Genomic DNA, 25081 nt, shown 5'->3' on the forward strand with positions numbered 1-25081 from the left:
ATCCCCCGGCCCCCTCCCCGTCGCCGTACACCGGCCCTCCCTGCCCCTCACCGTCGCCGAGCCCGAGGCTGATCTGTGCCCGTTCCCGTCCTGAACCATGCCCCCGAGCACGTGCGCGGCGCGTCCGCGTCGCCACGCACCGCGCACCGCACCGACATCGAAGGGCTGCGCGCCGTCGCCGCCCTGCTGATCGCCGTCTACCACATCTGGTTCGGCACGGTCTCCGGCGGCGTCGACGTCTTCCTGGTCCTGACCGGGTTCCTCATCACCGGCTCGCTCGTGCGCGCCATGGAGCGCGACGGACGCCTCGCCCTCGGCGCGTTCTGGAGCAAGCTCGCCCGACGGCTCTTCCCCAGCGGCGCCGTCGTGCTCGCCGCGGTCCTGGTCAGCGCCTACCTGCTGCTGCCGCGCTCGCGGTGGACCGACGTCATCGCCGATGTCCAGGCCGCCGCGCTGTACTACGGCAACTGGCACCTGTCGCTGGGCTCGGTCGACTACATGGCGGAGAACTCCGCCGCGGGGCCGGTCCAGCACTTCTGGTCACTGGGCGTGCAGGGGCAGTTCTACCTGTTGTGGCCCGTCCTGGTCATCCTCGCCGGGCTGGTCGCCGCCCGCTGCGGGCTGCGGGTGCGCACCGCCGCCCTGGCCGCCGTCGGCGCGGTCCTGGCGACCTCGTTCGCGTACTCGCTGTGGATCACCTCCACCGACCCCGTGTGGGCCTACTTCGACACCGGCGCCCGCCTGTGGGAACTCGCGCTGGGCGGCGTCCTGGCACTGGTCATCGCCCGCGTGCGGCTGCCGCGCCCGCTGCGCCTGGTGCTCGGGTGGACCGGCCTCGCCGCGCTGGTGCTGTGCGGTCTGGTGGTCGGCGACTCCCTGCCCTACCCGGGTGTGGCCTCGCTGTGGCCCGCGCTGGCCGCCGTGGCGGTCCTGCTCGCGGGCGCCGGCGGTGACGCGCCCGGCCGCCTGTCGGCGACCCGGCTGCTGGGGGCGCGGCCCCTCGTCTGGCTGGGCGGACGGGCCTACACCCTGTTCCTGTGGCACTGGCCGATCCTCGTCTTCCACCTGGAGGTGACCGGACAGGACCGCCCGACCCTGCTCGGTGGCCTGGGCGTGCTGGGCTGCGCGTTCGCCGCGGCGGTGCTCACCACCCGGCTGGTGGACGGAAGCCTCACGCGCCTCACCCGCACCCGGCGGGCCCCTTCGTGGTCGCTCGCGGCCGGGGTCCTGTTCGTCGTGCCGGTGCTGCTCGCCGGGCTGGTGTGGGGCGGGGCGATCGAACGCGACCGGCAACTGCGCATGGAGCTGAGCTCGGATCCGATGTCCTACCCGGGCGCGGCCGTCACGCTCAACCCCGCGCTCGCGGAGAACCTGCCCGCCCTGCCGGTCTACCCCGACACCGCGACGGTGGCCACGGACACCGTGGACCAGACCCGCGACTGCAACGCCCTCACCGACGCGACCGAGGTCGTGTCCTGCGATTTCGGCGATCCGGAGGCCGGGTTCACGATGGTCCTGGCGGGCAGTTCACACGCCCGGCACTGGTTCCAGGCGCTGCGGGCGGTCGTCGAACAGCACGACTGGCGCCTGATCATGATGACCAAGAACGCCTGCCAGTTCAGCGCCGACGAGCAGGTCTACCGGGGCGTCCCCTTCACCGAGTGCACGGCCTGGAACGCCGACGTCATGGAGCGGATCGCCGAGATCGGTCCGGACGCGGTGTTCACGACCGCGACCCGCACCACGGCCGGCGGTGAGGAGGAGGACCCGCCCGGCACGCCGCCCGAGCGGACGCCCGACGGCTACGTCGAGCGCTGGCGGGAGCTGGAGGAGCTCGGGGTGGCGGTGCTGGCGGTGCGCGACACCCCGCGGTTCGGCTTCGACGTGGCCGAGTGCGTGGACCGCGAGGGCGCGCGCGGATGCGTCGAGGAGCAGTCCTTCTCGATGGCCGAGCGGGCCCCCTACGAGGACCTGGCCGACGTCCCGGCCAACACCCGCTTCCTGGACCTGACCGAGCACCTGTGCGGGGACGGCGTGTGCCGGGGCGTCATCGGCAACCAGCTCGCCTACTACGACACCAACCACTTCTCGCACGCGTTCTCGCGCTCGCTCGCGGTCGTGTTGGAGCCGTACCTACTGGAGTCGCTCCCGGAGGCCCCGGTGGCCGGGACGAGCCTGGCGGAGGCCGCCGGCCCCCTGCTGGGCGCGGCCGAGTCCACCGGCCCGGAGGCTTCGTGAACCCGGTCCGCCATCCCTCGCGGTTCACGGCGGGAGTGGCCGCGATGCCCCGCCCCTCGAACCACTCGTACGGAGCGATGGACGCGTGCTCCGCTGTGGCCACGGCCCGGTGTGGTGGGTCGTCATCCCGCCCCGTGCACGTAAGGTGATCAACCGGGGACCCTGCGCTCGCGCGGGCGGCGAAGTGCCAGGTCCTGCCTCTTTTTCGGTGTGGCCAGAACCGATCACGGGCCGTGTCGCGTTCACCATCCCGAGGCCCGTCGATCCGCCCGGACCAGTCCACGACCCTGGTCCGGGCGGACGGCGAGCCGGCGGGAGCACCGAGGCGTGCTCCTACTCGCCCTTCCACACGGGAGCGCGCTTCTCCGCGAACGCGGCGGCGCCCTCCATGGCGTCCTGGCTGACGAACACCGGGCCCGCCAGCTCGTTCTGCCGGTCCCACATCTCCTCGGTGGACCAGTCGTCCGAGGCGGCGATGATCTCCTTGGACACCCGCAGGGCCAGCGGCCCGTTCGGCGTGATGCGGGCGGCCAGCGCCCGGGCGCCCTCCAGGGCGCTCCCGGAGGCGGTCACCTCGTTGACCAGCCCCAGCTCGGCCAGGCGCGGAGCCCCCACGAAGTCACCGGTCAGGGCGAACTCCATCGCGATGTTGCGCGGGATGCGGTGCTGCAGGCGCAGCAGGCCGCCCGCGCCGGCCACCAGGCCGCGCTTGACCTCGGGGATGCCGAACTTCGCGTCCTCGGCGGCCACCACGAGGTCGCAGGCGAGCACGGCCTCGAACCCGCCCGCCAGGGCGTAGCCCTCCACGGCCGCGATCAGCGGCTTGCGGGGCCCGCGCTCGGCGAAACCGCCGAATCCGCGGCCCTCCACGACGGGGACCTCGCCCTTCATGAACGCCTTGAGGTCCATGCCGGCGCAGAAGGTGCCGCCCGCGCCGGTGATGATGCCGACGCTCAGGTCCTTGCGGGCGTCAAGGTCGTCGAGCGCCTCCGCGACCTGCGCGGCGACCGCCGCGTCGACCGCGTTCTTGGCCTTGGGCCGGTTGATGGTGATGACGGCGATGCCGTCCTCGGCAGTGTAGAGAACCTCGTCGGACACGGTGGACCCCCTACTTCGGCGGCATGCGCAGCGCGCCGTCGATGCGGACGACCTCGCCGTTGACGTAGCTGATCTCCATCAGCGCGCGGGCGAGCTTGCCGAACTCGGCGGCGGTGCCCATGCGCTTGGGGAACGGGATCGGCGCGGCGAGGCGCTTCTTGAACTCCTCGGCCCCCTCGCCCTCGCCGTAGATCGGCGTCTCCAGGATGCCGGGGGCGATGGTGTTGACGGAGATGCCGACGGCAGCGAGGTCGCGGGCCGCGGGCAGGGTCATGCCGATCACGCCGCCCTTGGAGGAGGAGTAGGCGATCTGGCCGATCTGGCCCTCGATGCCCGCGAGCGAGGCGGTGTTGACGATGGAGCCGCGCTCGCCGTCCTCGTTGAGCGGCTCCGTCCTGGCGATCTCGGCCGCGGCCAGGCGCAGCACGTTGAAGGTGCCGATGAGGTTGACCTGGATGACCTTCTGGTAGCTGTCCAGGTCGTGCGGGTTGCCCTGGCGGTCGACCGTGCGGGTCGCCCAGGCGATCCCTGCGCACGAGACGGCGGCCCGGAAGGGCTTGCCGGTGTCCGCGGCGGCCTGGACCGCGGCCTTGACCTGGTCCTCCTGCGAGACGTCGGTGGAGACGAAGACGCCACCGATCTCCTTGGCGATGGCCTCACCGCGCTCGGCGTTGAGGTCGGCGATGACGACGGTGGCGCCGGCTGCGGCGAGTTCCCTGGCGGTGGCCTCACCCAGGCCACTCGCGCCGCCCGAGACGAGGGCGGAGATTCCGTTCAGATCCATGGCCCGCACTCTACAGAGGAAGCACCGCCCGGACTAGAACCGGGTTCGGTAATTCGCGTAGGACTCCTCCTGTTCCCCGTCTCCCGGCACGTCAGGACGTGGAGACGTACGGCCTCGGCCCTTCCGTGTTCCTGGCGCGGTTCGCGGAGACGGTCACCGAAGGCGGGGCGATACGCGGAAATGGTCACGACCCGACCTCTTCGCTACTCTGACCATCGGTCCACGAACTGTGGGTACCAGTCGGCCGGGGTAGCCGCCGCGCTGTGTCATCGGCGACACCACGCAGAGAATTCCATCCACGCATGAGCAGAGAGCACCGATGACCACATGACATCTGCGAAAGATCATCTGCGGAATATCGACCGTTCGACCACGAGCAGCGCGGAACACCTGAAGGACATCAAGCACTCGGCCGCGAGCACCGCCCGATCAACAGCCCAGAACACCCAGCTCTTGAAGGGCGTCGCGTTCGCCAGTGGCGCGAGCATGGTCTTCAACGGCATCACCGCCGCGAATAGCGCAAGGCAGGCAAGGACACAACAGGAACAACTCGCCCTCCAACAGGAGCAGCACGCGCTTCAGCAGGCCATGGCCGAGCAGACCGCCCGGCATGAGTTCTCGATGTGGCGGCAGACGCCGGAAGGAGCCGCGTTCGTCGATTGGCAGCAACGCGCCGCCGCCCTCATCCCCTTCCTGCGAAACCGCGAACGGACCTGGCACGCCGCGTGGGCGGACGCGATCGGGCGAGCACGAGCCGAGACTCCCTCGGACGAGAAGCAGCGCTTCACGGGTCGCCCGGCGCGACTGAGGCAGACCGGCCTCAAAATCGCTTCCATTCTGAGTTTCATCGTCGCCGGCCTGTTCGCACTCAGCCTGCTCTTCCAGCTCGTCACCACGCAGCTGGCGCAATCGCAGTCCTCTGGCAGTGACCAACGCGCCTATGCCGACTGCGTTGAGCTCCTCAACACCCAGGAGTTCGCTCTCGTGACGGAGGCCGACTGCGAGGCCCTCAACCCCAGTCCCGCCGGACCGACCATCCCAGAGGTCGTAGCGCTGGTGCTGCTCTGCGGACTGGGGATCACGTTCATCGTCGTCCGCAAGGTCAGGCAGCGAGCGGCGCTGGCCGACCCGACCGTGCAGAACGAGACCGCGGCAAGGATCGACAAGTGGGGGTTCGATCCGCTGACGACGCAGGGTGCGTGGTACGCGTGGCACGAATCGCAGGGATTCACCGGCTACGCCGACCGCATCGAACACATGGTGCGCACCGGCCCCTCCCAGCGCCCGCAGCCCTCGCAGCTCATCCAGCTCCAGGTACCGACTCCCTGGGCACCTGATGACCGGCTGCCCACCGAAGTCAACTTCGTCCTGGACTCGTTCCAGCGGGAGAACGAGAGCCTTTCCAGCTGACGGCGAAGATCCGGGGGGCGCTCGGACGGCCAGGTCCACCCCACCAGCCCGCCGCGCCGGTCAGTTCCAGGGCCACCAGGGCAGGCCCTCCTCGGGCTCGTCGGTCGGTTCCTCCTCTTCCTCCTCCGGCGGGTCGGCGGGGCGCTCGGGCTCCGGTTCGGGCTCCGGCTCGGGTCGTTCGGGGGCGGGCTCGGGAGCCGGTTCCTGCTCCGACCCGGTCTCCTCAGGGCTCGGCTCCGCGTCCTCCTCGTCCGAGGGGGACGCGGACGGCGACGGCGAGGCGGAGGGGGACGCGGACGGCGACGGTGAGGCGCTGGGGCTCGCGGAGGCCGTGGGCACCGGGGACGGCACCGACGAGGGCTCGTCGGAGGGCAGGTCCCCGGCCTGGTGCTCGCGGGAGTCGGCGGCGGGCCCCGGATCCGGGCGGGCCGGCTGCTGCGCCAGCAGGACGGCGATCAGGACTCCGCTCAGCGCGACGAGGCCGATCGAGCAGGCCACAGCGGCCCAGAGCAGGCGTCGGCGGCGCCGCTCCAGGCGGCGTACCTCGCTTCGTCGGAGGCGCGGCTGATGAGACGTGCGGGTCATCGCGTGCGGCTTCTCTTAGGGGGAGGGAGGGAGTGAAGGGCCGGGGGTGCCGTCGGGCCGTGAGCCCGGAACCACCCGCGGTAGTCCGGCCACCCTACAAAAGCACACGTCGGCCCGCACGTTTCCGGCCGGTAGCGAAACCCGCGGCATCCCGCGCGCCGGGGCTCCGCGCACGCGTGAGGGCGCCGCGACCGGACGGAGTGCGGACCGGTCGCGGCGCCCGGCCGGGGTCGTCGCGCCCCTCGGCCGCGTGCGCGGCCGACCTGACGCCCCGGCGTCCTGGTCAGGTCACCAGTTCCTTGGTGACCCGGTCGAGCATGAACTCCGAGGACGCGCGCGCCCGCTCCTCCCACCCGAACACGCACACCGTGGCGACCCCGTCGAAGTCCAGGTCGCGCAGGGTCTGGAAGAACACGTCCCAGTCCACCTCCCCCTGGCCGATGTCCATGTGCTGGTGGATGCGCGCGGGCGTGCCGGGCGGGTTGAGGATGTACCGCAGCCCCGAGGACCCCTTGTGGTCGAAGGAGTCGGCGATGTGCACGTGCCGCAGCTTGTCGCCCGCGTACTCCATCATCCGGCGGATGTCCGCCCCAGGCTCCGACCCCGACAGGTGGAAGGTGTGCGGGGCGCAGTACAGGTAGTTCACCCACGGCCGGTTGATCGCGCGGACCAGGTCGACCGCGGGGTCGTTCTCCTCGCAGAAGTCGTCCGGGTGCGCTTCCAGGTTGAGGGCGATCCCCTCGCGCTCGAAGACCGGCAACAGCTCCTCCATGGACCGCCAGAAGGCGCCCTCGCTCTCGGCGGCCCGCTCCGGTCGGCCGTTGAACTCGGAGTTCATCAGGGTGACGCCCAGCTCGACGGCCACCTCGATCATCCGCTTCCAGTAGCGGACGGCGTCCCGGCGCTCGGTCTCGTCCGGGCTGGACCACTTGTACAGCGGCAGGATCGAGGACAGCTCGACACCCGTCTCGCGCAGCACGGACCGCAGTTCGGCCACCCGCGCGTCGTCGGCCCGTGGATGCAGGAAGAACGGCATGAACTCGGCGCGGGGCGACAGCTCGATGTGGGAGTAGCCCATGTCCGCCACGGTCCGGACCATCTCCGCCATCGGCAGGTCACGGAACATGAACGGGTCGATCGCGATCTTCATCGGTTGCTCTGACCTCTCTCAGGCGTAGAAGGCGGGTCGTTCCTTGATGCCGGTCTCCACGACCCCGCCCGAGTGCAGCGCTCGCACGGCCGCGTCCGTGACGACCGCCGCCGCGTAGCCGTCCCAGGCGTTCGGGCCGGTGGTCGGCGTGCCCGCGGCCACCTCGTCGGCCCAGGACTGGAACTCGGCGTCGAAAGCTCCGGCGAAGCGCTGGACCCAGTCCTGGAGGACGGGCGTGCTCGTGCGCGCCGCCGAGCGCACGACCGCGCCCGGGACCTCCGGAAGCCGGACGGTGCCCTCCTCCCCGACGACCTCACAGCCGATCTCGTAGCCGTACTGGCAGTTGACGAACACCTCCAGGTCGACCCGCGCGCCGCCGACCATCTCGAAGAGCAGCATCTGCGGGTCGCGCAGGTGCTCGAAGCGCTTGCCGGTGGGGCGCGGGGTGAGGACCTGCACCGAGGAGATCTCGTCGTCCAGCAGCCAGCGCAGTACGTCGATCTCGTGCACGGCGGTGTCCTGCGAGGCCATCTCCGAGTGGTAGCTCTCGGGCACCGTCGGGTTGCGGTGCACGCAGTGCGCCATCAGCGGTGTGCCGATGCCGCCCGCGGAGACGACCTCCTTCATCTGCCGGTAGCCGGTGTCGTAGCGCCGCATGAAGCCGACCTGGACCAGGCGCGCCCCGTGCCGCGCCTCCGCGTCGAGGATGCGCTGGGCGTCCTCCGCGGAGGTGGCCAGCGGCTTCTCGCAGAACACCGGCTTGCCGGCGGCGACGGCCGCCAGCACCGACTCGGCGTGCGCGGGCCCCCAGGAGGTGACGACGACCGCGTCGACGTCCTCGGCCGCGATCACCTCCTCTCCGGTGGCCAGCACACGCGCGCCCGTCCCCGCGACCGCCCGGGCGGCCCGGTCCGCGTCGATGTCGGTCACCGCGACCACCTCGGCGCCGCCGACGCGGTCGGTGATCCTCCGGATGTGCTCGCCGCCGATCCATCCGGTGCCGATCACGCCCACCCTGACGGTCATCGTCTCCACCTGCTCCCTGTTCGGACTCGTCTCGTGTACCGCTGTGCTCTCAGAGCTTCTGGACGTCGGGACCCTCGCCCTCGGCCCCGCGCAGGGGCGCGACCTCGGGGGTCTCCTCCTCCCGCTTGAGCTCGTGCTGGAGGGCGTCCAGTTCGGCCCCGCCCGCCATGTGGTGGGTGAGGTCGTCCAGGGACAGCTCCGACCGCGGCTGGTCCAGCTCCATCTCGCCGAGCTTGATCACCGCGAAGTGGTCGCCGACCAGGTAGGCGTGGTGCGGGTTGTGCGTGATGAAGATGACGCCCAGCCCCGCGTCGCGGGCCGCCTTGATGTACTTCAGGACCACGCCGGACTGCTTGACGCCCAGCGCCGCCGTCGGCTCGTCCAGGATGAGGACGCGCGCGCCGAAGTACACCGCGCGGGCGATGGCCACGACCTGCCGCTGGCCGCCGGACAGGTTGCCGACCGGCGCCTCGATGTCGGGCAGGTCGATGCCCATCTTCTTCAGTTCCTCGTCGGCGATGCGCCGCATCCGGGCTGAGTCGAGCATCCGGAAGGGGCCGACGGACGTGCGCAGTTCCGAGCCCAGGAAGAAGTTGCGCCACACCGGCATCAGCGGCACCATCGCCAGGTCCTGGTAGACGGTGGCGATGCCCCGGTCCAGGGCCTGGCGCGGGGAGGAGAAGTCCACCGGCTCGCCGTCCACCAGGTAGCGGCCCGAGGAGGCCTTGTACAGGCCGGCGATGATCTTGATCAGCGTGGACTTGCCCGCGCCGTTGTCACCGAGGATGCAGGTGACCTCGCCGGCGCCGACCCTCAGGCTGATCCCGTCCAGGGCCCGGATGTTGCCGAAGGACTTGCCGACCCCGTCCAGTTCGAGGAGCGGGGCGGCCTCGCGGCCCTCGTCGGCGGGCGCGTCCGGCTCCGCGTTCGTGCTCGTCATCGTGCTCACCTCGCTCACCTCTTGTTCGCCTGTGTGCGGACCCAGCCGTTGACGACGACGGCCAGCAGGAGCATCGCGCCGACGAAGAAGAACACCCAGTTGTTGTCCCAGCCGGCGTAGACGATGCCCTGGCGGGTCATGCCGTAGATGAACGCGCCGATCGCGGCGCCGACCACCGTCCCGTAGCCGCCGGTGAGCAGGCACCCGCCGACGACCGCCGCCATGATGTACAGCAGCTCGTTGCCGACGCCCTCGCCGGACTGCACGGTGTTGTACATGAAGAGCAGGTGCATGCCGGAGAACCAGGCCATGAAGCCGACCGTCATGAACAGGCCGATCTTGACCCTGGCGACCGGGACGCCGACCGCCCTGGCGCTCTCCTGGTTGCCGCCGACGGCGTAGATCCAGTTGCCGACCTTGGTGCGCATCAGCACCCAGGTGGCCAGGCCGACGAACACCAGCCACCACAGCACGGTGATCCGCACGTCCACTCCCAGAACGGAGAAGCTCGACGCGAACACGACCCGCGCGGAGTCGAAGCCGTCCATGTTCGAGATGTTCGTCGTGGAGACCTGGCCCGTGATCAGCTTCGTGAGGGCGATGTTGAGCCCTTGGAGCATCAGGAACATCGCCAGTGTCACGAGGAAGCTGGGCAATCGGGTGCGGACCAGGATCCACCCGTTGAGGAACCCGATGGTGAGCGAGACCGCCAGCGCGAACGCCGCGCCGACCCACACGTTCACCGAGAAGTACCAGGAGAACATGGAGGCGGCCAGGCCGGAGGAGATCACCGCGACACCGGCGGACAGGTCGAACTCGCCGCCGATCATCAGCAGCGCCACGGCCACCGCCATGATGCCGATCGTGGAGCTCGCGTACAGGATCGTGGCCAGGGCGGAGCCCGTACGGAACGTGTCCGAGATCGAGAAGAACAGCGTGAACACGATCACCGCGCCGACCAGGGACCCCACCTCGGGCCGGGTCATGAAGCGCCGGAGCGCGGAGCGCCGGTGCACGCGCACTGTCTTCTCGGAGCCGCCCCCCGTGGGGGGCGGCGCCTTCGGAGTCAGAAGCCGACTCATCGCTATCGGGTTCCTTCCTCGGCGAACGCGGCGATCTCGTCGATGTTGCTCTCGTCGATGAACGCCGGCCCGGTCAGCACGGGCTCGGTGCCGCCGCCGGAGACGTTGCCGTTGGTGTTGTAGAGCCACAGCGAGTCGACGGCCAGGTACCCCTGCAGGTAGGGCTGCTGGTCGACGGCCCACTCGACGACACCCTCCTGGATGGCGCCGACGAGCTCGGTGTTGGTGTCGAACGTGGCGACGGTGGCGTCGCTGCCCGCGTCGTCGATGGAGTCGATCGCGGTCATGGCGATGGGCGCGCCCAGGGTGACGACGTACTCGATGTCGGTGTCCTCCTGGAGCTTGGCGGCGATGCTGGAGCGGACCTCCGGCATGTTCGCGCTGTCCACGTAGAGGACCTCGGAGTCGCCCTCGAAGGCCTCGCCCAGGGACGCGCAGCGCGTCTCCAGGGCGACGTGCCCCTGCTCCTGGATCACGCACAGGGCCTTCTGCGCCCCGACGTCGTTGAGCCGTTCGCCGAAGGCCGTGCCGGCCAGGTGCTCGTCGGTGCCGAAGTACTGCTGGACGCCCATGTCCGCCCACTCCTCGATGCCGGAGTTGAACGCCACGACGGGGATGCCCGCCTCCTGGGCGTCGGCGATGGCGCCCTCCAGCGCGTCCGGCTTGGAGAGCGTGACGGCGATGCCGTCCACCTCGCGGTCGATCGCGTTCTGGATCAGGCTCGCCTGTCCCCGCGCCTCGGGGTCGGAGCTGTACTCCAGGGTGACGTTGTCCTTGGCCGCCGCGTCCTCGGCCCCGGCCCGGATGATGTCCCAGAACGTGTCGCCGGGGACCTCGTGGGTGATCATCGCGATGGTGAGTTCCGGGGTCTCGACGCCCTCGTCGGCGGCCTCCTCGCGGCCTCCTTCCGAGCTGCACGCCGTCGCGGCGAACATCAGGCTCGCGGCGCCCGCGAGCAGTGCGGTGTAGGTGGTGTTGCGCTTCATGTCTCGACCTCTTGTCGATTTCGGGGGGATTCACTCAACTGCGGAAAGGGAGGTCACGAGGGGCGGACGCGACTTGCGGGGAGTCACCGTGCGGGCGGCTCAGCGTGGTGGTTCCGTGGTGTCAGGCCTTCTGGTGGCGCGCCCCCAATCCGCAGCTGTTGAGGTACTTGCGGGTCCGCACCGCGATGGGCAGCGGGACCTCCGGCTCGCAGGGGTACAGGTCCTGCTCGACGATCACGAAGAGGCGGGCCTCGACCTCGCGCAGCGCGTCGAGGACGGCCGCGGGCGCGGGCTCCCCGGCGGGGGGCTCGACGCACACGCCGCGCTTGACGGCCTCGCCGAAGCCGAGCTTCTCCTCGTTGACCTGCCGGATGACCTCCGGGTCCATCTGCTTGATGTGCACGTAGTCCACGCGCTCGGAGTAGCGGCGGATCAGGTCGACCGCGTCCCCGCCGCCGTAGGCGACGTGGCCGGTGTCCAGGCACAGGGAGACGTACTCGGGGTCGGTCCCGTCGAGGAACCGCTCGATCTCGGGCTGGGTCTGGATGTGGGTGTCGGCGTGCGAGTGCAGGCACAGGCGCACGTCGTAGTCGCCCAGCAGGATTTTGCCGAGCTCGTCGGCGGACCGGTGCAGGTTGCGCCACTGGCCGTCGTCGAGCGTCGGTGACTCGGAGAACGCGCCGGTCTTCTCGTCCCGGTACATCGGCGGGATGAACACCAGGTGGTGCGCTCCGACGGCGGCGGTCAGCTCGGCCACCTTCCGGACGGTGGCCACGGTGTCGTCCCAGGCGTCCGGGTCGTGCAGGTTGCCGAACACGGTGCCGCCGGAGACCTTCAGGCCGCGCCGGCCCACCTCGTCGGCCAGCTGGGCGGGGTCGGTGGGCAGGTACCCGTAGGGGCCCAGTTCGAGCCACTCGTACCCGGCCTCGAAGAGTTCGTCGAGGAACCGGTTCCACGGCGTCTGGTGGTCGTCCTCGGGGAACCACACGCCCCAGGAGTCGGGTGCGGATCCCAGGACCAGTCGGTCGGTCATGTCTGCCTCGTTTCGGGGAGTGCGTGCGGAGGTGTCAGCCGTGGGACGGGAAGTTGAAGGCGGCCTCGACCGAGCGGTCGACGTGCGGCCACCGGCTGGTGACGACCTTGGCGCGGGTGTAGAAGGACACGCCCTCGGGACCGTGGATGTGGTGGCCGCCGAACAGGGAGTCCTTCCACCCGCCGAAGGAGTAGTGCGACATCGGCACGGGGATCGGCACGTTGACGCCGATCATCCCGACGGTGACCCGGCGCTGGAAGCGGCGCGCGGACTCGCCGTCGCTGGTGAAGACGGCGGTGCCGTTTCCGTACGGATTGCCGTTGACGATCTCGATCGCCTCGTCCAGGTCGGCGGCGCGGACGACGACCAGGAGGGGGCCGAAGACCTCGTCCTTGTACACGTCCATGTCCGGGGTGACCCTGTCGAGCAGGGACGGGCCGACGAAGAAGCCCTCCTCGTGGCCGGCCACCTTGAGGTCGCGGCCGTCGACCACGACCGCCGCGCCCTGCGCCTCGCCGGAGCCCACGTACGAGGCGACCCGCTCGCGGGCCTGGGCGGTGATGACCGGGCCCATGTCGTTGGCGGTGTCCTGTCCGGGGCCGACCCTGATCGCCTCGGCCTTGTCCGCGAGCACCCGCACCAGCGCGTCGGCGGCCTCACCCACGGCGACCGCGGCGGAGATGGCCATGCAGCGCTGGCCGGCGGAGCCGAACGCGGCGGCGGTCAGGTGGTCGGCGGCGAACTCCAGGTCGGCGTCGGGCAGGACCACCGCGTGGTTCTTGGCGCCACCCAGGGCCTGGACGCGCTTGCCCGCCGCCGTGCCGCGCTCGTGCACGTAGCGGGCGATCGGGGTGGAGCCGACGAAGGAGACCGCCTCGATCCCCGGGTGGTCGAGGATGCCGTCGACCGCCGTCTTGTCGCCGTGCACGACGTTGAACACGCCGTCGGGCAGTCCGGCGTCGGCGTACAGCCGGGCGACGAAGTTCGACACCGAGGGGTCGCGCTCGCTGGGCTTGAGGACGAAGGTGTTGCCGCAGGCGATGGCGATCGGGTGCATCCACAGCGGCACCATGATCGGGAAGTTGAACGGGGTGATCCCGGCGACCACGCCCAGCGGCTGGCGGAAGTCGAAGCTGTCGATCCCGGTGGAGATCTGGTCGGAGTACCCGCCCTTGAGGGCGCTGATGATGCCGCACGCGTACTCGACGACCTCACGGCCGCGGACGATCTCGCCCCTGGCGTCGTCGATCACCTTGCCGTGCTCGGCGGCGATGATCCGCGCCATCTCGTCCTCGTGCCGGGCCAGGAGCTCGCGCAGGGAGAACAGGACGCGGGTGCGCTTGGTCAGGGAGGAGTCGCCCCAGCTCTCGAAGGCCCTCGCGGCGGCCGCGACCGCGGCGTCGACGTCGGCCCGCTCGGCGAGCAGGACGGCGGCCTGCTGCTGTCCGGTGGCCGGGTCCCACACCGGTGCGGTGCGGGTCGAGGCCCCGGAGGTCGCGGCCCCGTCGATCCAGTGCTGAACGGTCTTCACTGTCGTTTCCTTCTTCCGGGAGGGCGTCACAGGTAGTGGCGCTGTCCCTGCTGGTGGGAGCGGTAGGTCCGGTACGCGTCGCGGGTGCTGTCCAGCTCGGACACCTGGCCGACGGGCACGTCCCACCAGGCGCTGCCGGGCGGGTTGGGGCCCTCCAGGTCGGTCTCGACGTGCACGACCGTGGTGGTCTCGGCCGCCTTGGCCTCGGCGAGGGCCGCACGGAACTCCTTGATCCCGTCGGCGCGGATGACGCGGGCGCCCAGGCTCTCGGCGTTGGCGGCCAGGTCGACGGGCAGGACGGGCCCGTCGAGCCGGCCGCTGGCGGGATCGCGGTAGCGGTACTTCGTGCCGAAGCGCTGGGAGCCCAGCGACTCCGACAGGGACCCGATGGAGGCGAAGCCGTGGTTCTGGACCAGGACGATGATGACCTTGAGCCCCTCGGAGACCATGGTCACGATCTCCTGGGCCATCATCAGGTAGGAGCCGTCGCCGACCAGGACGACCACCTCGCGGGAGGGGTCGGCCATCTTGACGCCGGTCCCGGCGGCCACCTCGTAGCCCATGCAGGAGTAGGCGTACTCGACGTGGTAGGCCCGGGGGTCCCGTGCCCGCCACAGCATCTGCAGGTCGCCGGGCATGCTCCCGGCCGCGTTGATGACCACGTCGCGGTCGTCGAGGACGTCGTTGAGCGCCCCGAGCACGGCCGTCTGGGCGGGCAGCGGGCCGTGGTCGACCGCGTAGCAGGCGTCGGTGGCGCGGGCCCACTCGTCGGCCAGTTCCCGGGCGCGGGCCCGGTGTCCGGCCGCGACCTCCCAGCCGTCCAGTTCCCGGCGCAGTGCCTCCAGGCCCGCGCGGGCGTCGCAGACCAGCTGGGTGGCGGCGTGCTTGGCCGCGTCGAGCCGGGCCACGTTCAGGTTGACGAACGCGACGTCGGGGTCGGCGAAGACGGTGTGGCTGGCGGTGGTGAAGTCGCTGTAGCGGGTGCCGACACCGATCACCACGTCGGCCTCGCGGGCCAGTTCGTTGGCGCTCCGGGCACCGGTGGACCCGATCCCGCCGACCGCCCGGTCGTGGTCCCATGGCAGCGCGCCCTTGCCCGCGTGGGTGTCGGCGACCGGGATGCCGGTGGCCTCGGCGAACGCGCGCAGCGCCGCCTCGGCCCCGGAGTAGACCACGCCTCCGCCCGCGACCAGCAGGGGCCGCTCGGCCCCGCGGATCACCGAGGCGGCGCGGGCGAGCGCGTCCGGTTCCGGGAGCGGGCGGCCGATGTGCCACACGCGCCTGCGGAAGAACGCGGTGGGCCAGTCGTAGGCCTCGGCCTGCACGTCCTGGGGCAGGCACAGCGTGACCGCGCCGGTCTCGACCGGGTCGGTCAGCACCCGCATGGCCGCCTGGGCGGCCGGGATGAGCTGCTCGGGCCGGGTGATCCGGTCGAAGTACTTGGACACCGGCCGGAACGCGTCGTTGACCGTGACGTCGCCGCCGCGGGTGTCCTCCAGCTGCTGGAGCACCGGGTCCGGGTAGCGGGTGGCGAACATGTCGCTGGGCAGCAGCAGGACCGGGACGCGGTTGGTGGTGGCGAGGGCCGCGCCGGTGACCATGTTCGTGGAACCGGGGCCGGTGGAGGCGGAGCAGGCGAAGGTCTGGAGCCGGTCGCGGGTCCGGGCGTAGGCCACGGCGGTGTGCACCATGCCCTGCTCGTTGCGGGCGAGGTAGTAGGGCAGGTCGGCCTCACCGGTCGTGGCGGCCTGGAGCAGCGCCTGGCCCAGTCCGGCGACGTTGCCGTGCCCGAAGATGCCCCACACGCCGGGGACGAACCGCTGTTCGGTGCCGTCGCGCTCGCTGTACTGGGCGGCGAGGAACCGGACCAGGGCCTGGGCCGTGGTGAGGCGGACGGTCGGGGTGCCGGTGGAGTCGGTCATCGCTCCTGCTCCCCCCTCTCCTCGGTCGAGGTCAGCGGGAGCCGGCGGTCGGTGTCCTGGTCGGCCCAGGTCTGGCGCACCCAGCCGTGGGCCGGGTCGTCGCAGATCCGCCACGCCCGCTCCTGGCCGGGTCCCGCCATGACGTTGAGGTAGTAGAGGTCGTAGCCGGGCGCGGCCATCGACGGGCCGTGCCAGCCGTGCGGGATGAGGACGGTGTCCTCGGAGCGCACCTCCGCGAAGACGTCGATGGGGCGGTCCTCGGTGCCGTAGACCCGCTGGTAGCCGATACCGGGGCCGTGGGGGCCCTCTGCGACCTCGAAGTAGTAGATCTCCTCCAGCTCGCACTCGGTCGCGGTCGCCTCGTCGTGCTTGTGCGGCGGGTAGGAGGACCAGTTCGAGCCGGGGGTCAGGACCTCGCAGGCGATGAGCCGGTCGGCGTCCAGGGTGCCGGGGGTGCAGAAGTTGTTCACCTGGCGGCTCGACTGGCCGGCGCCGCGCAGTTCGACCGGCACGTCCTCGGCCGGGCAGTAGCGCGGGGCCAGGCGGCGCTCGCAGCGCGCCGACGGGAGCGCGAACCGGCCGCCGGACCCGCTGGAGACGACGGCGCGGGCGTCGCGCGGCAGGTACACGAAGTCGGTGACGCGGGTGAAGACCGAACGCCGCCCGGTGACGGCGAACTCGTGCCCGTCGACCGTGACGGTGCAGTCGCCGTCGAGCGGCAGGACGAGTGTCTCGGCGTCGCCGGTGTCGATCTCCTGCGCCTGTCCCGGGGCCAGTTCCAGTACGCGCAGGCCGGAGTAGCCCCATCCGGCCGTCTCCGGGGTGACGACGGTGCGGAAGGGCGGGGCGGCGGTGCTCCCCGCGGGCAGGTGGTACTTGTCGTTCGAGCTCACAGCAACCCCACAGCGGTGTCGACGGCGGCCACGACGTCGTCGTCGGCCGGGTACAGCAGGGACCGGCCCACGGTCAGGCCGATGACGTTGGGCAGTTTGAGCGCCTCGCCCCACCGGGCGAACGCGGCGTCGGGGTCCTCCGACAGCTCGCCGCCCAGCAGCACGGTCGGCAGGGTGGAGGTGGCCATGACCCGCTCCATCTCGGTGACCACCGGGAGCTTGAGCCAGGTGTAGGCCGAGGTGTTGCCGAGTCCGGAGGCGATGGCCATGGAGCGCGCGACCGCGTCCGGGGACAGGTCGTTGCGGATCACGCCGTCGGTGCGGCCGGAGATGAACGGTTCGACCATGGCGGTGACCCGGGCGGCGTTCAGCTCGTTCACCGCTCTGGCGCAGTTCTCCAGGGCGGGGACGGTGCGGTCGTCGTCGTAGTCCATGCGGAGCAGCATCTTGCCGCCCTCGAAGCCCATGCGGGCGATCCCGGCCGCGTCGTAGCCGGTGAACCGGTCGTCGATCTCCCAGGCGGCGCCCGCGAGGCCGCCGCGGTTCATCGAGCCGAACACCGACTTGCCGTCCAGCACGCCCGAACCGTCCGGGTTCCGGAGCAGCAGCAGGTCCTCCAGGATGTCCGCGGTGGCCAGGACGCCGGTCACGCCGGGGCGGGCCAGCGCGGCGCACAGGCGGTCGAGCAGGTCGGCGCGGTCGGCCATGGCCATCGGGCGGCTGCCGGAGCGCAGGGCGCCGCGCGCCGGGTGATCGGCGGCGACGATCATCGCCTTGCCGCCCGGGCCCACGGGAGAGGTCGGGCGGACGCGTCCGGCCGCGGCCTCGGCGATCGCGCCCGGGTTGTGCAGCCGGGTCTCGACGATGGAGCGGAAGGCGTCAACCGACATGAGCGGTCTCCCCGAGCTTGGCCTCGACCTCGGCGGAGGTGGGCATGGCGTCCGAGCAGGAGAGCCGGGAGGCGACGATGGCGCCCGCCGCGTTGGCGAAGCGCATGACGCGCTCGGCGCCCCATCCACTGAGCAGTCCGTGGCAGAGCGCGCCGCCGAAGGCGTCGCCGGCGCCGAGGCCGTTGACGACCTCGACCGGGACGGGCGGGACCCGGACCTCGCCGGTGCCGTCGACGGCGAGCACGCCCTCGGGACCCTGCTTGACGACGGCCAGGTCGATCCCGGCCCGGCGCCCGGCCTCGGCCGCGGCCCGGGGGTCGCGCACACCGACGGCGGTCTCCCACTCGTCGAGGTTGCCCGCGGCGACCGTGGCGTACGGCAGGGCCTCGGCGACCCAGCGCCGGGCCTCCTCGCGCGAGGACCAGAACATCGGCCGGTAGTCGAGGTCGATGATGGTGATGCCGTTCCGGCCCCGGGCCCTGAGCGCCTCCAGCGTGGCGGTGCGGCTGGGCTCCTGGCACAGGCCGGTGACGGTCACCCAGAACACGTCCGCGGCGGCGATCGCGTCCAGGTCCAGCTCGTCGGCGCGCACCTGGAGGTCGGGAGCGCTCGGGTCGCGGCCGTAGAAGTACAGGGGGAAGTCGTCCGGCGGGTGGATCTCGCAGAACGTGACGGGGGTGGGGAGGCCGGCGACCGGTGCGACGTAGCGGTCGTCCACGCCGAACCCGCGCAGGGCCCGGTGGACGAAGGTCCCGAAGGGGTCGTCGCCGGTGCGGGTCACGACCGCCGAGCGGCGCCCGTGCCGCGCGGCGGCGACGGCGACGTTGGTGGGGCTGCCGCCGAGGAACTTGCCGAAGGAGCGCACCGCGTCCAGGCCGACCCCGACCTGTTCGGGGTAGACGTCGACGCCGACGCGGCCCATGGTGACGACCTCGAAGGGCGCCTCGGGGCTCCGGCCTGGACTGCCGTTCACTGGTACCTCCGTAGGTAGCGCTGCACCGGTAGTTCTCTTCCCTGCTTCGATCGGGGCCTCCGGCGGAGCCGGTGGCCGGATGAGTCCGACGGAGGAACTAGTGCGCTCTAGTGGAGCGCTCTAGTCTGTGTCAGAGTGATTCACGACACACCATGTGTCAACCTCCCCCTCGCCGGTCCCGGCAGAGGGGGCGCGAACGGAAGGAGGCGGCGTGAAGGGTCGAGACGGGCGTGCGGACGGTGCGCGGGAACCCACGGTGCCGGCGTCCAACGCCGGACGGCGGCCGACGATGGAGGACGTCGCCGCCCGGGTGGGCGTCTCGCGCGCCCTGGTCTCCGTCGTGTTCCGCGGTGCTCCCGGCGCGAGCGCCAGGACCCGCGAGCGCGTGCTGGCCGCGGCCGAGGAGATCGGTTACCGCCCGGACCTGGCCGCGCGCACCCTGGCGAGCTCCCGCAGCCGCGTGCTGGGCGTCATGCTCACGCTGCACAACACCTTCCACGCCGACCTGGTCGAGGCGATGTACGCCGAGGCCGAGGAGGTCGGCTACGACCTCGTGCTGTCGGCGCACGCGCCCACCCGGCACTCGGAGAAGGCGGTCGGGGCCCTGCTCGGCCACCGCTGCGACGCCCTGGTCCTGCTGGGCCCCGAGACCGGTGCGCACTTCCTGGCGGATCTGGTCGAGCGGGTGCCCGTGGTCTCGGTCGGGCGCCGCTTCCCCGGCACGCGGGTCGACACGGTCACCACGGCGGAGGGCCCGGCCGTGCGCCAGGCGCTGAACCACCTCCGGGACCTGGGACACCGCGACATCGCCCACCTGGACGGCGGCGGCGGTGCCGGATCGGACGAACGCAGGCGCTCCTACCGCGACTGGATGCGCCGGGTCGGCCTGGCCGACCACGTGCGCGTCCTGCCCGGCGACCACACCGAGGCGTCCGGCGCCGAGGCCGCGCACCGGTTGCTCGCCGGGGGCCGGGTGCCCACCGCGCTGTTCGCGGGCAACGACCGGTCCGCGATCGGCTTCCTGGACGCCATCACCCGCGCGGGGGTCCGGGTGCCCGAGGACATCTCCCTGGTCGGCTACGACGACATCCCGCTGGCCGGGCTCGCGCACATCCAGCTGACGACCGTGCGCCAAGACTCCGCCGGGCTGGCCCGCGAGGCCGTGCGCCTGGCCATCGAGCGCCTGGAGAAGCCCTCCCCGGCGCCGCGGTCGAGCGTGCTGGAGCCGGAGCTGGTCGTGCGCGGCACCACGGCCGCACCCCGCGCCGGCGGGAACGACTGAGGTCACGGCCGGACCTCCTCGACCAGGACGGGACGGCCCTCGCGGCGCGAGCGGTCGGCCGCGTCGGCCACCAGGACCGCCTCCAGGGCGTCGGCGACCGTGCACGGGCTGGGACCGCCGTCACGGACCGCGCCGAGGAACGCGGCGATCTCGGCCTCGTAGGCGGGCCGGAACCGGGACCAGAACTCCTGCCAGGGGCTCTGGGAGGGGAAGGACACCCCGGGTTCGGCCGAGCGCACCGGCGCCCGCTCGTCCAGGCCGACCGCGATCGTCCCGGCCGTTCCGGCCAGCTCCATCCGCACGTCGTAGCCGCCGCCGTTGTAGCGGGACCCCTGGACGGTGGCGAGTGTGCCGTCGCTCAGGCGCAACACGGCCGCGGTGGTGTCCACGTCGCCGGCCTCGGCGAAGTACGGCGCGCCCCGGTTGGCGCCGTAGGCGTGGACCTCCACGACCTCCGCGCCGGTGACCCAGCGCAGGATGTCGAAGTCGTGCACGTGGCAGTCCCGGAAGATGCCGCCCGAGGTGGGGACGTAGCCGGCGGGCGGCGGCGCGGCGTCGCACGTCACGGCGTGGACGCGGTGCAGGGTGCCCAGCTCGCCGTCGGCCAGGGCCCGGCGGGCCCGCGCGTATCCCGCGTCGAAGCGGCGCATGAACCCGATGTGCACGAGCGCCTCGCGCTTGTCGACCTCCCGCAGGACCTCGACGGTCTCCGCGACGGTCGGCGCGACCGGCTTCTCGCAGAAGACCGGGGTCCCGGCCCGCACTCCGGCGAGGATCAGCTCGGCGTGCGCGCTGGTGGCGGCGGTGACGACGAGGGCGTCGACGGCGGCGGGGTGCAGCAGGGCCTCGATGGACCCGGCCGCGTGGGCGCCGACGCGGCCGGCGACCTCGCGGGCGCGGCCGGCGTCGACGTCGGCCAGGACGAGTTCGTCGACCTCGGGCCGCCGGGCGATCGCCGCCGCGTGCGACTCGCCGATCCGGCCGGTTCCCACCAGTCCTACGCGCATGCCCACCCCATTCGGTGTCCTGGGTCTCGTGCGGCTGTCGTCGGGGTCACAGCCACGCCCCCATGTTCACCCGGGCGAAACGTGGCTGTCAATAGTTTGTCTAGACATATGTACGTATGAACTTGAAGACAAGCGGGCATCCTTACACTGATCGAGGAGGGGAAGCGCCCCTCCGGCCCCGATGACGAACGGAATCACCCGTGACCCCGACCCCGCTGTCGATCGCGATCGACCGCACCAGCCCGGTGCCCCTGTACTTCCAGGTCGCGCAGGAGCTCGAACGGCGCATCACGAGCGGGGAGATCGCCGTCGGCACCCGGCTGGAGAACGAACTGCTGCTCGCCGAACGGCTCGGTCTCTCGCGCCCCACGCTGCGCCGCTCCATCGAGTACCTGGTCGACCGCGGCCTCCTGGTCCGCAAACGCGGCGTGGGCACCCAGGTGGTCATGCCGCGGGTACGCCGGCCGCTCCAGCTGTCCAGCCTCCACGACGACCTCACCCGCGCCGGGGAGCATCCCCGCACCGAGGTGCTGCGCCTGGCCGTGGAGGCACCGCCGGACGCCGTGGCCACGTCCCTGGAGGTCGCGCCGGACACCGAGGTCTACGTCATCGAGCGGCTGCGCTACACGCGCGACGAACCGCTCGCCCTCATGCACAACTACGTCCCCCTGGGCCTGGTCCGCCTCGACGAGGAGACCCTCGCCCACCAGGGGCTCTACCAGCTGCTGCGCGCCGCGGGCGTCTCCCTCAAGATCGCCTCCCAGAGCATCGGGGCGCGCAACGCCACCGCGGCCGAGGCCCGTGTGCTGGACGAGTCGCGCGGCGCGCCGCTGCTGACGATGGACCGCACCGTCTACGACGACGTCGGCAGGGTGGTCGAGGTGGGCTCGCACGTCTACCGCGCCTCGCGCTACTCCTTCGAACTCACCCTGACCGACTGACACCCGGCCGGTTTCGGTTCGCCCCTGATCGAACATGTTCGAGAAACCGCACACACGGCCCGTCACGGAGCGCTACGTTCCTGTCATGGCGATACCAACAGCACTAGGGTGGGCTCAGGAATCGACGCTGGAGGTTGCGATGACCACTGAGCCGCTCCCCGCCTGGTTCACGCCCCCGCCCGGCGGCTGGACCGCCGACGACATGGACAAGCTCCCTCCGGGCGCCCCCCGGATGGAACTCATCGACGGAGCGCTCATCTTGTTGTCCCCCCAGACCCGTTTCCACTCCAAGGTCATGCTTCGGCTGGCCCACGCCCTGGAGGAAGCCGTGCCCCGCGGGGTCGACGTCCTCCAGGAAATGACCATGAAGCTCGGCAAGCACCAGCGACCGGAGCCGGATCTGCTCGTGTACCGCTACGAGGACGAAGACGACGAACACCTCGACTGGTACAGGGCCACCCACGTTCCACCCGAGGACGTTCTCATCGCCGTGGAGATCGTGTCCGAGGAGTCGCAGGATCGCGACCGGACCACCAAACCCCTCAAGTACGCCCTGGCCGGGATCCCGCACTTCTGGCGGATCGAGCGGGAGGAACAGGGACCCGCGATCCATGTCTTCGAGCTCGACGGGACGCGGGACCCGAGGTACGTCCCGACCACCATCGCCCGGGAACGTCTCAAGCTCGACGTCCCGTTCCCCATCGACATCGACGTCAAGGCCCTGAGTCGACGGTAGGCCGCTGCACGGCCACCCCGCTCGACCGGAGGCATCGCTCTACTCCGCGAGTGCCTCGCGGGCGAGCGCGGCGGCGCCGATGAGGCCCGCCTCGTTTCCCAACCGCGCCGCCACCACGCGGGCGGTCGGCCGGTAGCCCCGACCGGTCAGGTTGCGTTCGAACGCCGACCTGGCCGGGCCCAGCAGCAGCTCACCGGCCTCCGAGACGCCCCCGCCGATGATGAACAGCTCCGGGTCGAACGCCGCCGCCAGGTTCGCCAGGCCCGTGCCCAGCCACGTCCCGACCTCGTCCAGCAGCTCGACGCACGCCCGGTCGCCCTTGCTCGCCAGCTCGCTGACCAGTGGACCCGTGATGAGACGGGTGTCCCCGCCCACGGCCTGGTGGAGCACCCTGGCCACCGGCGACTCGGCCCGCACCAGCTCCCTGGCCTCACGCGTCACGGCGTTGCCGCTCGCGTACTGCTCCCAGCAGCCCCGGTTGCCGCACTCGCACCGGTGGCCGCCCGGCACCACCGTCATGTGTCCGAACTCACCGGCCAGGCCGTAGCGCCCGCGGTGCAGGCGGCCGTCCAGCACCACCGCGCCGCCGATCCCGGTCCCCAGGTTGACCACGACGACGTTGCCCACCCCCTGGCCGGCCCCGGCGCGGACCTCGGCCCAGGCCGAGGCGTTCGCGTCGTTCTCCACGACCACCGGCAGGTCCAGCCGCGCGCTCAGCGCGTCGCGCAGCGGCTCCCGCCGCCAGGACAGGTGCGGCGCGAACAGGACGTTCGCGCGCTGCTCGTCCACGAATCCGGCCGCGCCGACGCCCACGGCGCGCACCCCGTACTCGCGGCGCAGATCGCGGACGACCTCGGTGATCGTGTCCTCGACCACCGCGGGGCTCTTGCTGCGGTCGGGGGTCTCCGTCCGGATGCGGGCCAGCACCCGGCCGTCGGGCGTGACCACACCGCCGGCGACCTTCGTCCCGCCGATGTCCACCCCGATCGTCAGGTCGTCCGCCTGCCGTGCGTCCGTCATCGTGACCGCTCCACTCCACCGATCATGGGCCATCCGGCCGAAGGCGTCCGGACACCGCGCCGGATCACCCCCGCACAGCACAACGCGCGCCCGAGCGTCCTTCTGCCCGAGCGCGCGTGCGGCGCGTGCCCCGTCAGGACAGGGCCGAGCGCACCACTCCGGCCAGCCGCTCGGCCACCGCCTGCGCCTGGTCGTGCTCCGCGGCCTCGACCATCACGCGGACCTTGGGCTCGGTCCCGCTCGGGCGGATGAGCACCCGGCCGGTCTCACCGAGCTCGGCCTCGGCGGCGGCCACGGCCTCCGCCAGCTCCGCGCTGTCGTCGACCTTCGACCGGTCCACGTCGGGGACGTTGATGAGCACCTGCGGCAGGCGCGTCATCACCTTGGCCAGCTCCGCCAGGCCGAGCCGGCGGCGCGCCATGGCGCCGAGCAGGTGCAGGCCGGTCAGCACGCCGTCGCCGGTGGTGGCGTGATCCAGCAGGATCACGTGGCCGGACTGCTCACCGCCCAGGCCGAAACCGCCGTTCTTCATGGCCTCCAGCACGTACCGGTCGCCGACCGCGGTCTCGACCACGCGGATGCCCTCGCGGCTCATCGCGAGCTTCAGCCCCAGGTTGGACATGACCGTGACGACGAGGGTGTCCTCGACCAGACGGCCCTCCTCCTTGGCCTCCGTGGCCAGGATGCCGAGGATCTGGTCGCCGTCGACCACGCAGCCCTCGGCGTCCACCGCCAGGCAGCGGTCGGCGTCCCCGTCGTTGGCAATGCCCGCGTCCGCGCCGTGGGTGCGCACCGCCCGCTGGAGGCGCTCCAGGTGGGTGGAGCCGCAGCCCTCGTTGATGTTGTAGCCGTCGGGCTCGTCGCCGATGGCCACGACCTCGGCCCCCGCGCGCCGCAGCGCCTCGGGCGCCACTCGCACGGCGGCGCCGTTCGCGCAGTCCACCACGACCTTGAGGCCCTGGAGACTGTGCGGCAGGGAGGCCAGGATGTGCTCGACGTAGCGGTCGGCGCCGTCCAGGGAGTCGCTGACCCGGCCGACCCGGTCTCCGACGACCGGATTGGCGGGCACGCCGAGCATGCCCTCGATCTCCTCCTCCAGGGCATCCTCGAGTTTCTGGCCGCCGCCCGCGAAGAACTTGATGCCGTTGTCGGGCGCGGGGTTGTGGCTGGCCGAGAGCATGACGCCGAAGTCGGCGCCCAGGTCGCCCGTGAGGAAGGCAACGGCCGGCGTGGGCAGCACGCCCACCCGGACGACGTCGACCCCGGTGCTCGCCAGACCGGCGACCACGGCGGCCTCCAGGAACTCGCCCGACGCACGCGGATCGCGCCCCACGACGGCCAGCGGCCGACGATCACCGGTGTCGCGCGCCAGCACGCGCGCAGCCGCGATGGACAGATCCAGAGCGAGCGTTGCGGTCAGGTCCCGACCAGCGACACCGCGGACACCATCTGTTCCGAACAGCCGAGCCACAGGCGACAGCCCCTTTCGAGAACGGCGCCGCGTCCGGCGCCGGTGGAGAACAACGTGGCGGGGAGGCCACGGGAAAACACGAA

Annotated in this window: 22 protein-coding genes; 5 read left to right on the forward strand and 17 right to left on the reverse strand. The window is 71.8% G+C overall.

The window, feature by feature from the left end; all coding sequences use genetic code 11:
* Nucleotides 1-75 precede the first annotated feature (75 nt).
* Nucleotides 76-2238: an acyltransferase family protein gene (locus HNR10_RS11290; RefSeq protein ID WP_179823006.1), complete on the forward strand. Its 2163-nt coding sequence runs from the start codon at nucleotides 76-78 to the stop codon at nucleotides 2236-2238.
* 333 nt (nucleotides 2239-2571) lie between these two features.
* Here HNR10_RS11290 and HNR10_RS11295 read toward each other — a convergent pair whose 3' ends face one another.
* On the reverse strand, nucleotides 2572-3336 hold the full coding sequence (locus HNR10_RS11295; RefSeq protein ID WP_179823007.1) for a crotonase/enoyl-CoA hydratase family protein: 765 nt from the start codon (nucleotides 3334-3336) through the stop codon (nucleotides 2572-2574).
* A 10-nt stretch (nucleotides 3337-3346) separates the two neighbouring features.
* On the reverse strand, nucleotides 3347-4120 hold the full coding sequence (locus HNR10_RS11300) for an SDR family NAD(P)-dependent oxidoreductase (RefSeq protein ID WP_179823009.1): 774 nt from the start codon (nucleotides 4118-4120) through the stop codon (nucleotides 3347-3349).
* A 327-nt stretch (nucleotides 4121-4447) separates the two neighbouring features.
* Here HNR10_RS11300 and HNR10_RS11305 point away from each other — a divergent pair, with 327 nt between their 5' ends.
* A complete protein-coding gene (locus tag HNR10_RS11305) occupies nucleotides 4448-5530 on the forward strand; it encodes a hypothetical protein (RefSeq protein WP_179823011.1) in 1083 nt (360 codons plus the stop codon).
* A gap of 60 nt (nucleotides 5531-5590) precedes the next feature.
* Here the strand turns inward: HNR10_RS11305 and HNR10_RS11310 are convergent, their stop codons facing one another.
* From HNR10_RS11310 to iolC, 12 genes are all read right to left on the reverse strand, one after another.
* Nucleotides 5591-6115, reverse strand: a complete 525-nt coding sequence (locus tag HNR10_RS11310; protein WP_179823013.1) for a hypothetical protein — start codon at nucleotides 6113-6115, stop codon at nucleotides 5591-5593.
* Between the two features lie 283 nt (nucleotides 6116-6398).
* Nucleotides 6399-7265 carry a sugar phosphate isomerase/epimerase family protein gene (locus HNR10_RS11315; RefSeq protein WP_179823014.1) on the reverse strand — a complete coding sequence of 289 codons (867 nt, stop codon included), beginning with the start codon at nucleotides 7263-7265 and terminating at the stop codon, nucleotides 6399-6401.
* Nucleotides 7266-7283: 18 nt separating this feature from the next.
* Nucleotides 7284-8291 (reverse strand): Gfo/Idh/MocA family protein, encoded by a 1008-nt coding sequence (locus tag HNR10_RS11320; RefSeq protein ID WP_179823016.1) that lies wholly within the window; start codon nucleotides 8289-8291, stop codon nucleotides 7284-7286.
* A 49-nt stretch (nucleotides 8292-8340) separates the two neighbouring features.
* On the reverse strand, nucleotides 8341-9231 hold the full coding sequence (locus tag HNR10_RS11325; protein ID WP_179823018.1) for an ATP-binding cassette domain-containing protein: 891 nt from the start codon (nucleotides 9229-9231) through the stop codon (nucleotides 8341-8343).
* Between the two features lie 14 nt (nucleotides 9232-9245).
* Nucleotides 9246-10313, reverse strand: coding sequence for an ABC transporter permease (locus tag HNR10_RS11330; RefSeq protein WP_179823019.1), 1068 nt, complete (start codon nucleotides 10311-10313; stop codon nucleotides 9246-9248).
* 2 nt (nucleotides 10314-10315) lie between these two features.
* A complete protein-coding gene (locus HNR10_RS11335) occupies nucleotides 10316-11299 on the reverse strand; it encodes a substrate-binding domain-containing protein (protein ID WP_179823021.1) in 984 nt (327 codons plus the stop codon).
* Nucleotides 11300-11420: 121 nt separating this feature from the next.
* The gene (locus HNR10_RS11340; protein WP_179823023.1) at nucleotides 11421-12332 is read right to left on the reverse strand and encodes a TIM barrel protein; all 912 of its coding nucleotides are present in this window, start codon (nucleotides 12330-12332) and stop codon (nucleotides 11421-11423) included.
* 34 nt (nucleotides 12333-12366) lie between these two features.
* The gene (locus HNR10_RS11345; RefSeq protein WP_179823024.1) at nucleotides 12367-13863 is read right to left on the reverse strand and encodes a CoA-acylating methylmalonate-semialdehyde dehydrogenase; all 1497 of its coding nucleotides are present in this window, start codon (nucleotides 13861-13863) and stop codon (nucleotides 12367-12369) included.
* A gap of 26 nt (nucleotides 13864-13889) precedes the next feature.
* Nucleotides 13890-15785, reverse strand: a complete 1896-nt coding sequence (gene iolD / locus HNR10_RS11350; protein ID WP_179823026.1) for a 3D-(3,5/4)-trihydroxycyclohexane-1,2-dione acylhydrolase (decyclizing) — start codon at nucleotides 15783-15785, stop codon at nucleotides 13890-13892.
* Nucleotides 15782-16678, reverse strand: coding sequence for a 5-deoxy-glucuronate isomerase (gene iolB / locus HNR10_RS11355; RefSeq protein ID WP_179823028.1), 897 nt, complete (start codon nucleotides 16676-16678; stop codon nucleotides 15782-15784). The genes iolD and iolB overlap by 4 nt, the downstream gene beginning before the upstream one ends.
* Nucleotides 16675-17568, reverse strand: a complete 894-nt coding sequence (locus HNR10_RS11360; RefSeq protein ID WP_179823030.1) for a Cgl0159 family (beta/alpha)8-fold protein — start codon at nucleotides 17566-17568, stop codon at nucleotides 16675-16677. The genes iolB and HNR10_RS11360 overlap by 4 nt, the downstream gene beginning before the upstream one ends.
* Nucleotides 17558-18541 carry a 5-dehydro-2-deoxygluconokinase gene (iolC, locus tag HNR10_RS11365; protein WP_312889213.1) on the reverse strand — a complete coding sequence of 328 codons (984 nt, stop codon included), beginning with the start codon at nucleotides 18539-18541 and terminating at the stop codon, nucleotides 17558-17560. The genes HNR10_RS11360 and iolC overlap by 11 nt, the downstream gene beginning before the upstream one ends.
* Before the next feature lie 211 nt (nucleotides 18542-18752).
* Here iolC and HNR10_RS11370 point away from each other — a divergent pair, with 211 nt between their 5' ends.
* Nucleotides 18753-19823, forward strand: coding sequence for a LacI family DNA-binding transcriptional regulator (locus HNR10_RS11370; protein WP_312889214.1), 1071 nt, complete (start codon nucleotides 18753-18755; stop codon nucleotides 19821-19823).
* Nucleotides 19824-19825: 2 nt separating this feature from the next.
* Here HNR10_RS11370 and HNR10_RS11375 read toward each other — a convergent pair whose 3' ends face one another.
* Nucleotides 19826-20830 (reverse strand): Gfo/Idh/MocA family protein, encoded by a 1005-nt coding sequence (locus HNR10_RS11375; protein ID WP_179823032.1) that lies wholly within the window; start codon nucleotides 20828-20830, stop codon nucleotides 19826-19828.
* Between the two features lie 200 nt (nucleotides 20831-21030).
* Here HNR10_RS11375 and HNR10_RS11380 point away from each other — a divergent pair, with 200 nt between their 5' ends.
* Both HNR10_RS11380 and HNR10_RS11385 read left to right on the forward strand, forming a co-directional pair.
* Nucleotides 21031-21771, forward strand: a complete 741-nt coding sequence (locus HNR10_RS11380) for a GntR family transcriptional regulator (protein WP_179823034.1) — start codon at nucleotides 21031-21033, stop codon at nucleotides 21769-21771.
* A 139-nt stretch (nucleotides 21772-21910) separates the two neighbouring features.
* The gene (locus HNR10_RS11385; RefSeq protein WP_179823036.1) at nucleotides 21911-22507 is read left to right on the forward strand and encodes a Uma2 family endonuclease; all 597 of its coding nucleotides are present in this window, start codon (nucleotides 21911-21913) and stop codon (nucleotides 22505-22507) included.
* Between the two features lie 39 nt (nucleotides 22508-22546).
* Here HNR10_RS11385 and HNR10_RS11390 read toward each other — a convergent pair whose 3' ends face one another.
* Together HNR10_RS11390 and glmM are read right to left on the reverse strand one after the other, a co-directional pair.
* Nucleotides 22547-23527: an ROK family glucokinase gene (locus HNR10_RS11390; protein ID WP_179823038.1), complete on the reverse strand. Its 981-nt coding sequence runs from the start codon at nucleotides 23525-23527 to the stop codon at nucleotides 22547-22549.
* Between the two features lie 133 nt (nucleotides 23528-23660).
* Nucleotides 23661-24998, reverse strand: a complete 1338-nt coding sequence (gene glmM / locus HNR10_RS11395) for a phosphoglucosamine mutase (protein WP_179823039.1) — start codon at nucleotides 24996-24998, stop codon at nucleotides 23661-23663.
* Nucleotides 24999-25081 lie beyond the last annotated feature (83 nt).

Source organism: Nocardiopsis aegyptia (genome assembly GCF_013410755.1).
GTDB lineage: Bacteria > Actinomycetota > Actinomycetes > Streptosporangiales > Streptosporangiaceae > Nocardiopsis > Nocardiopsis aegyptia.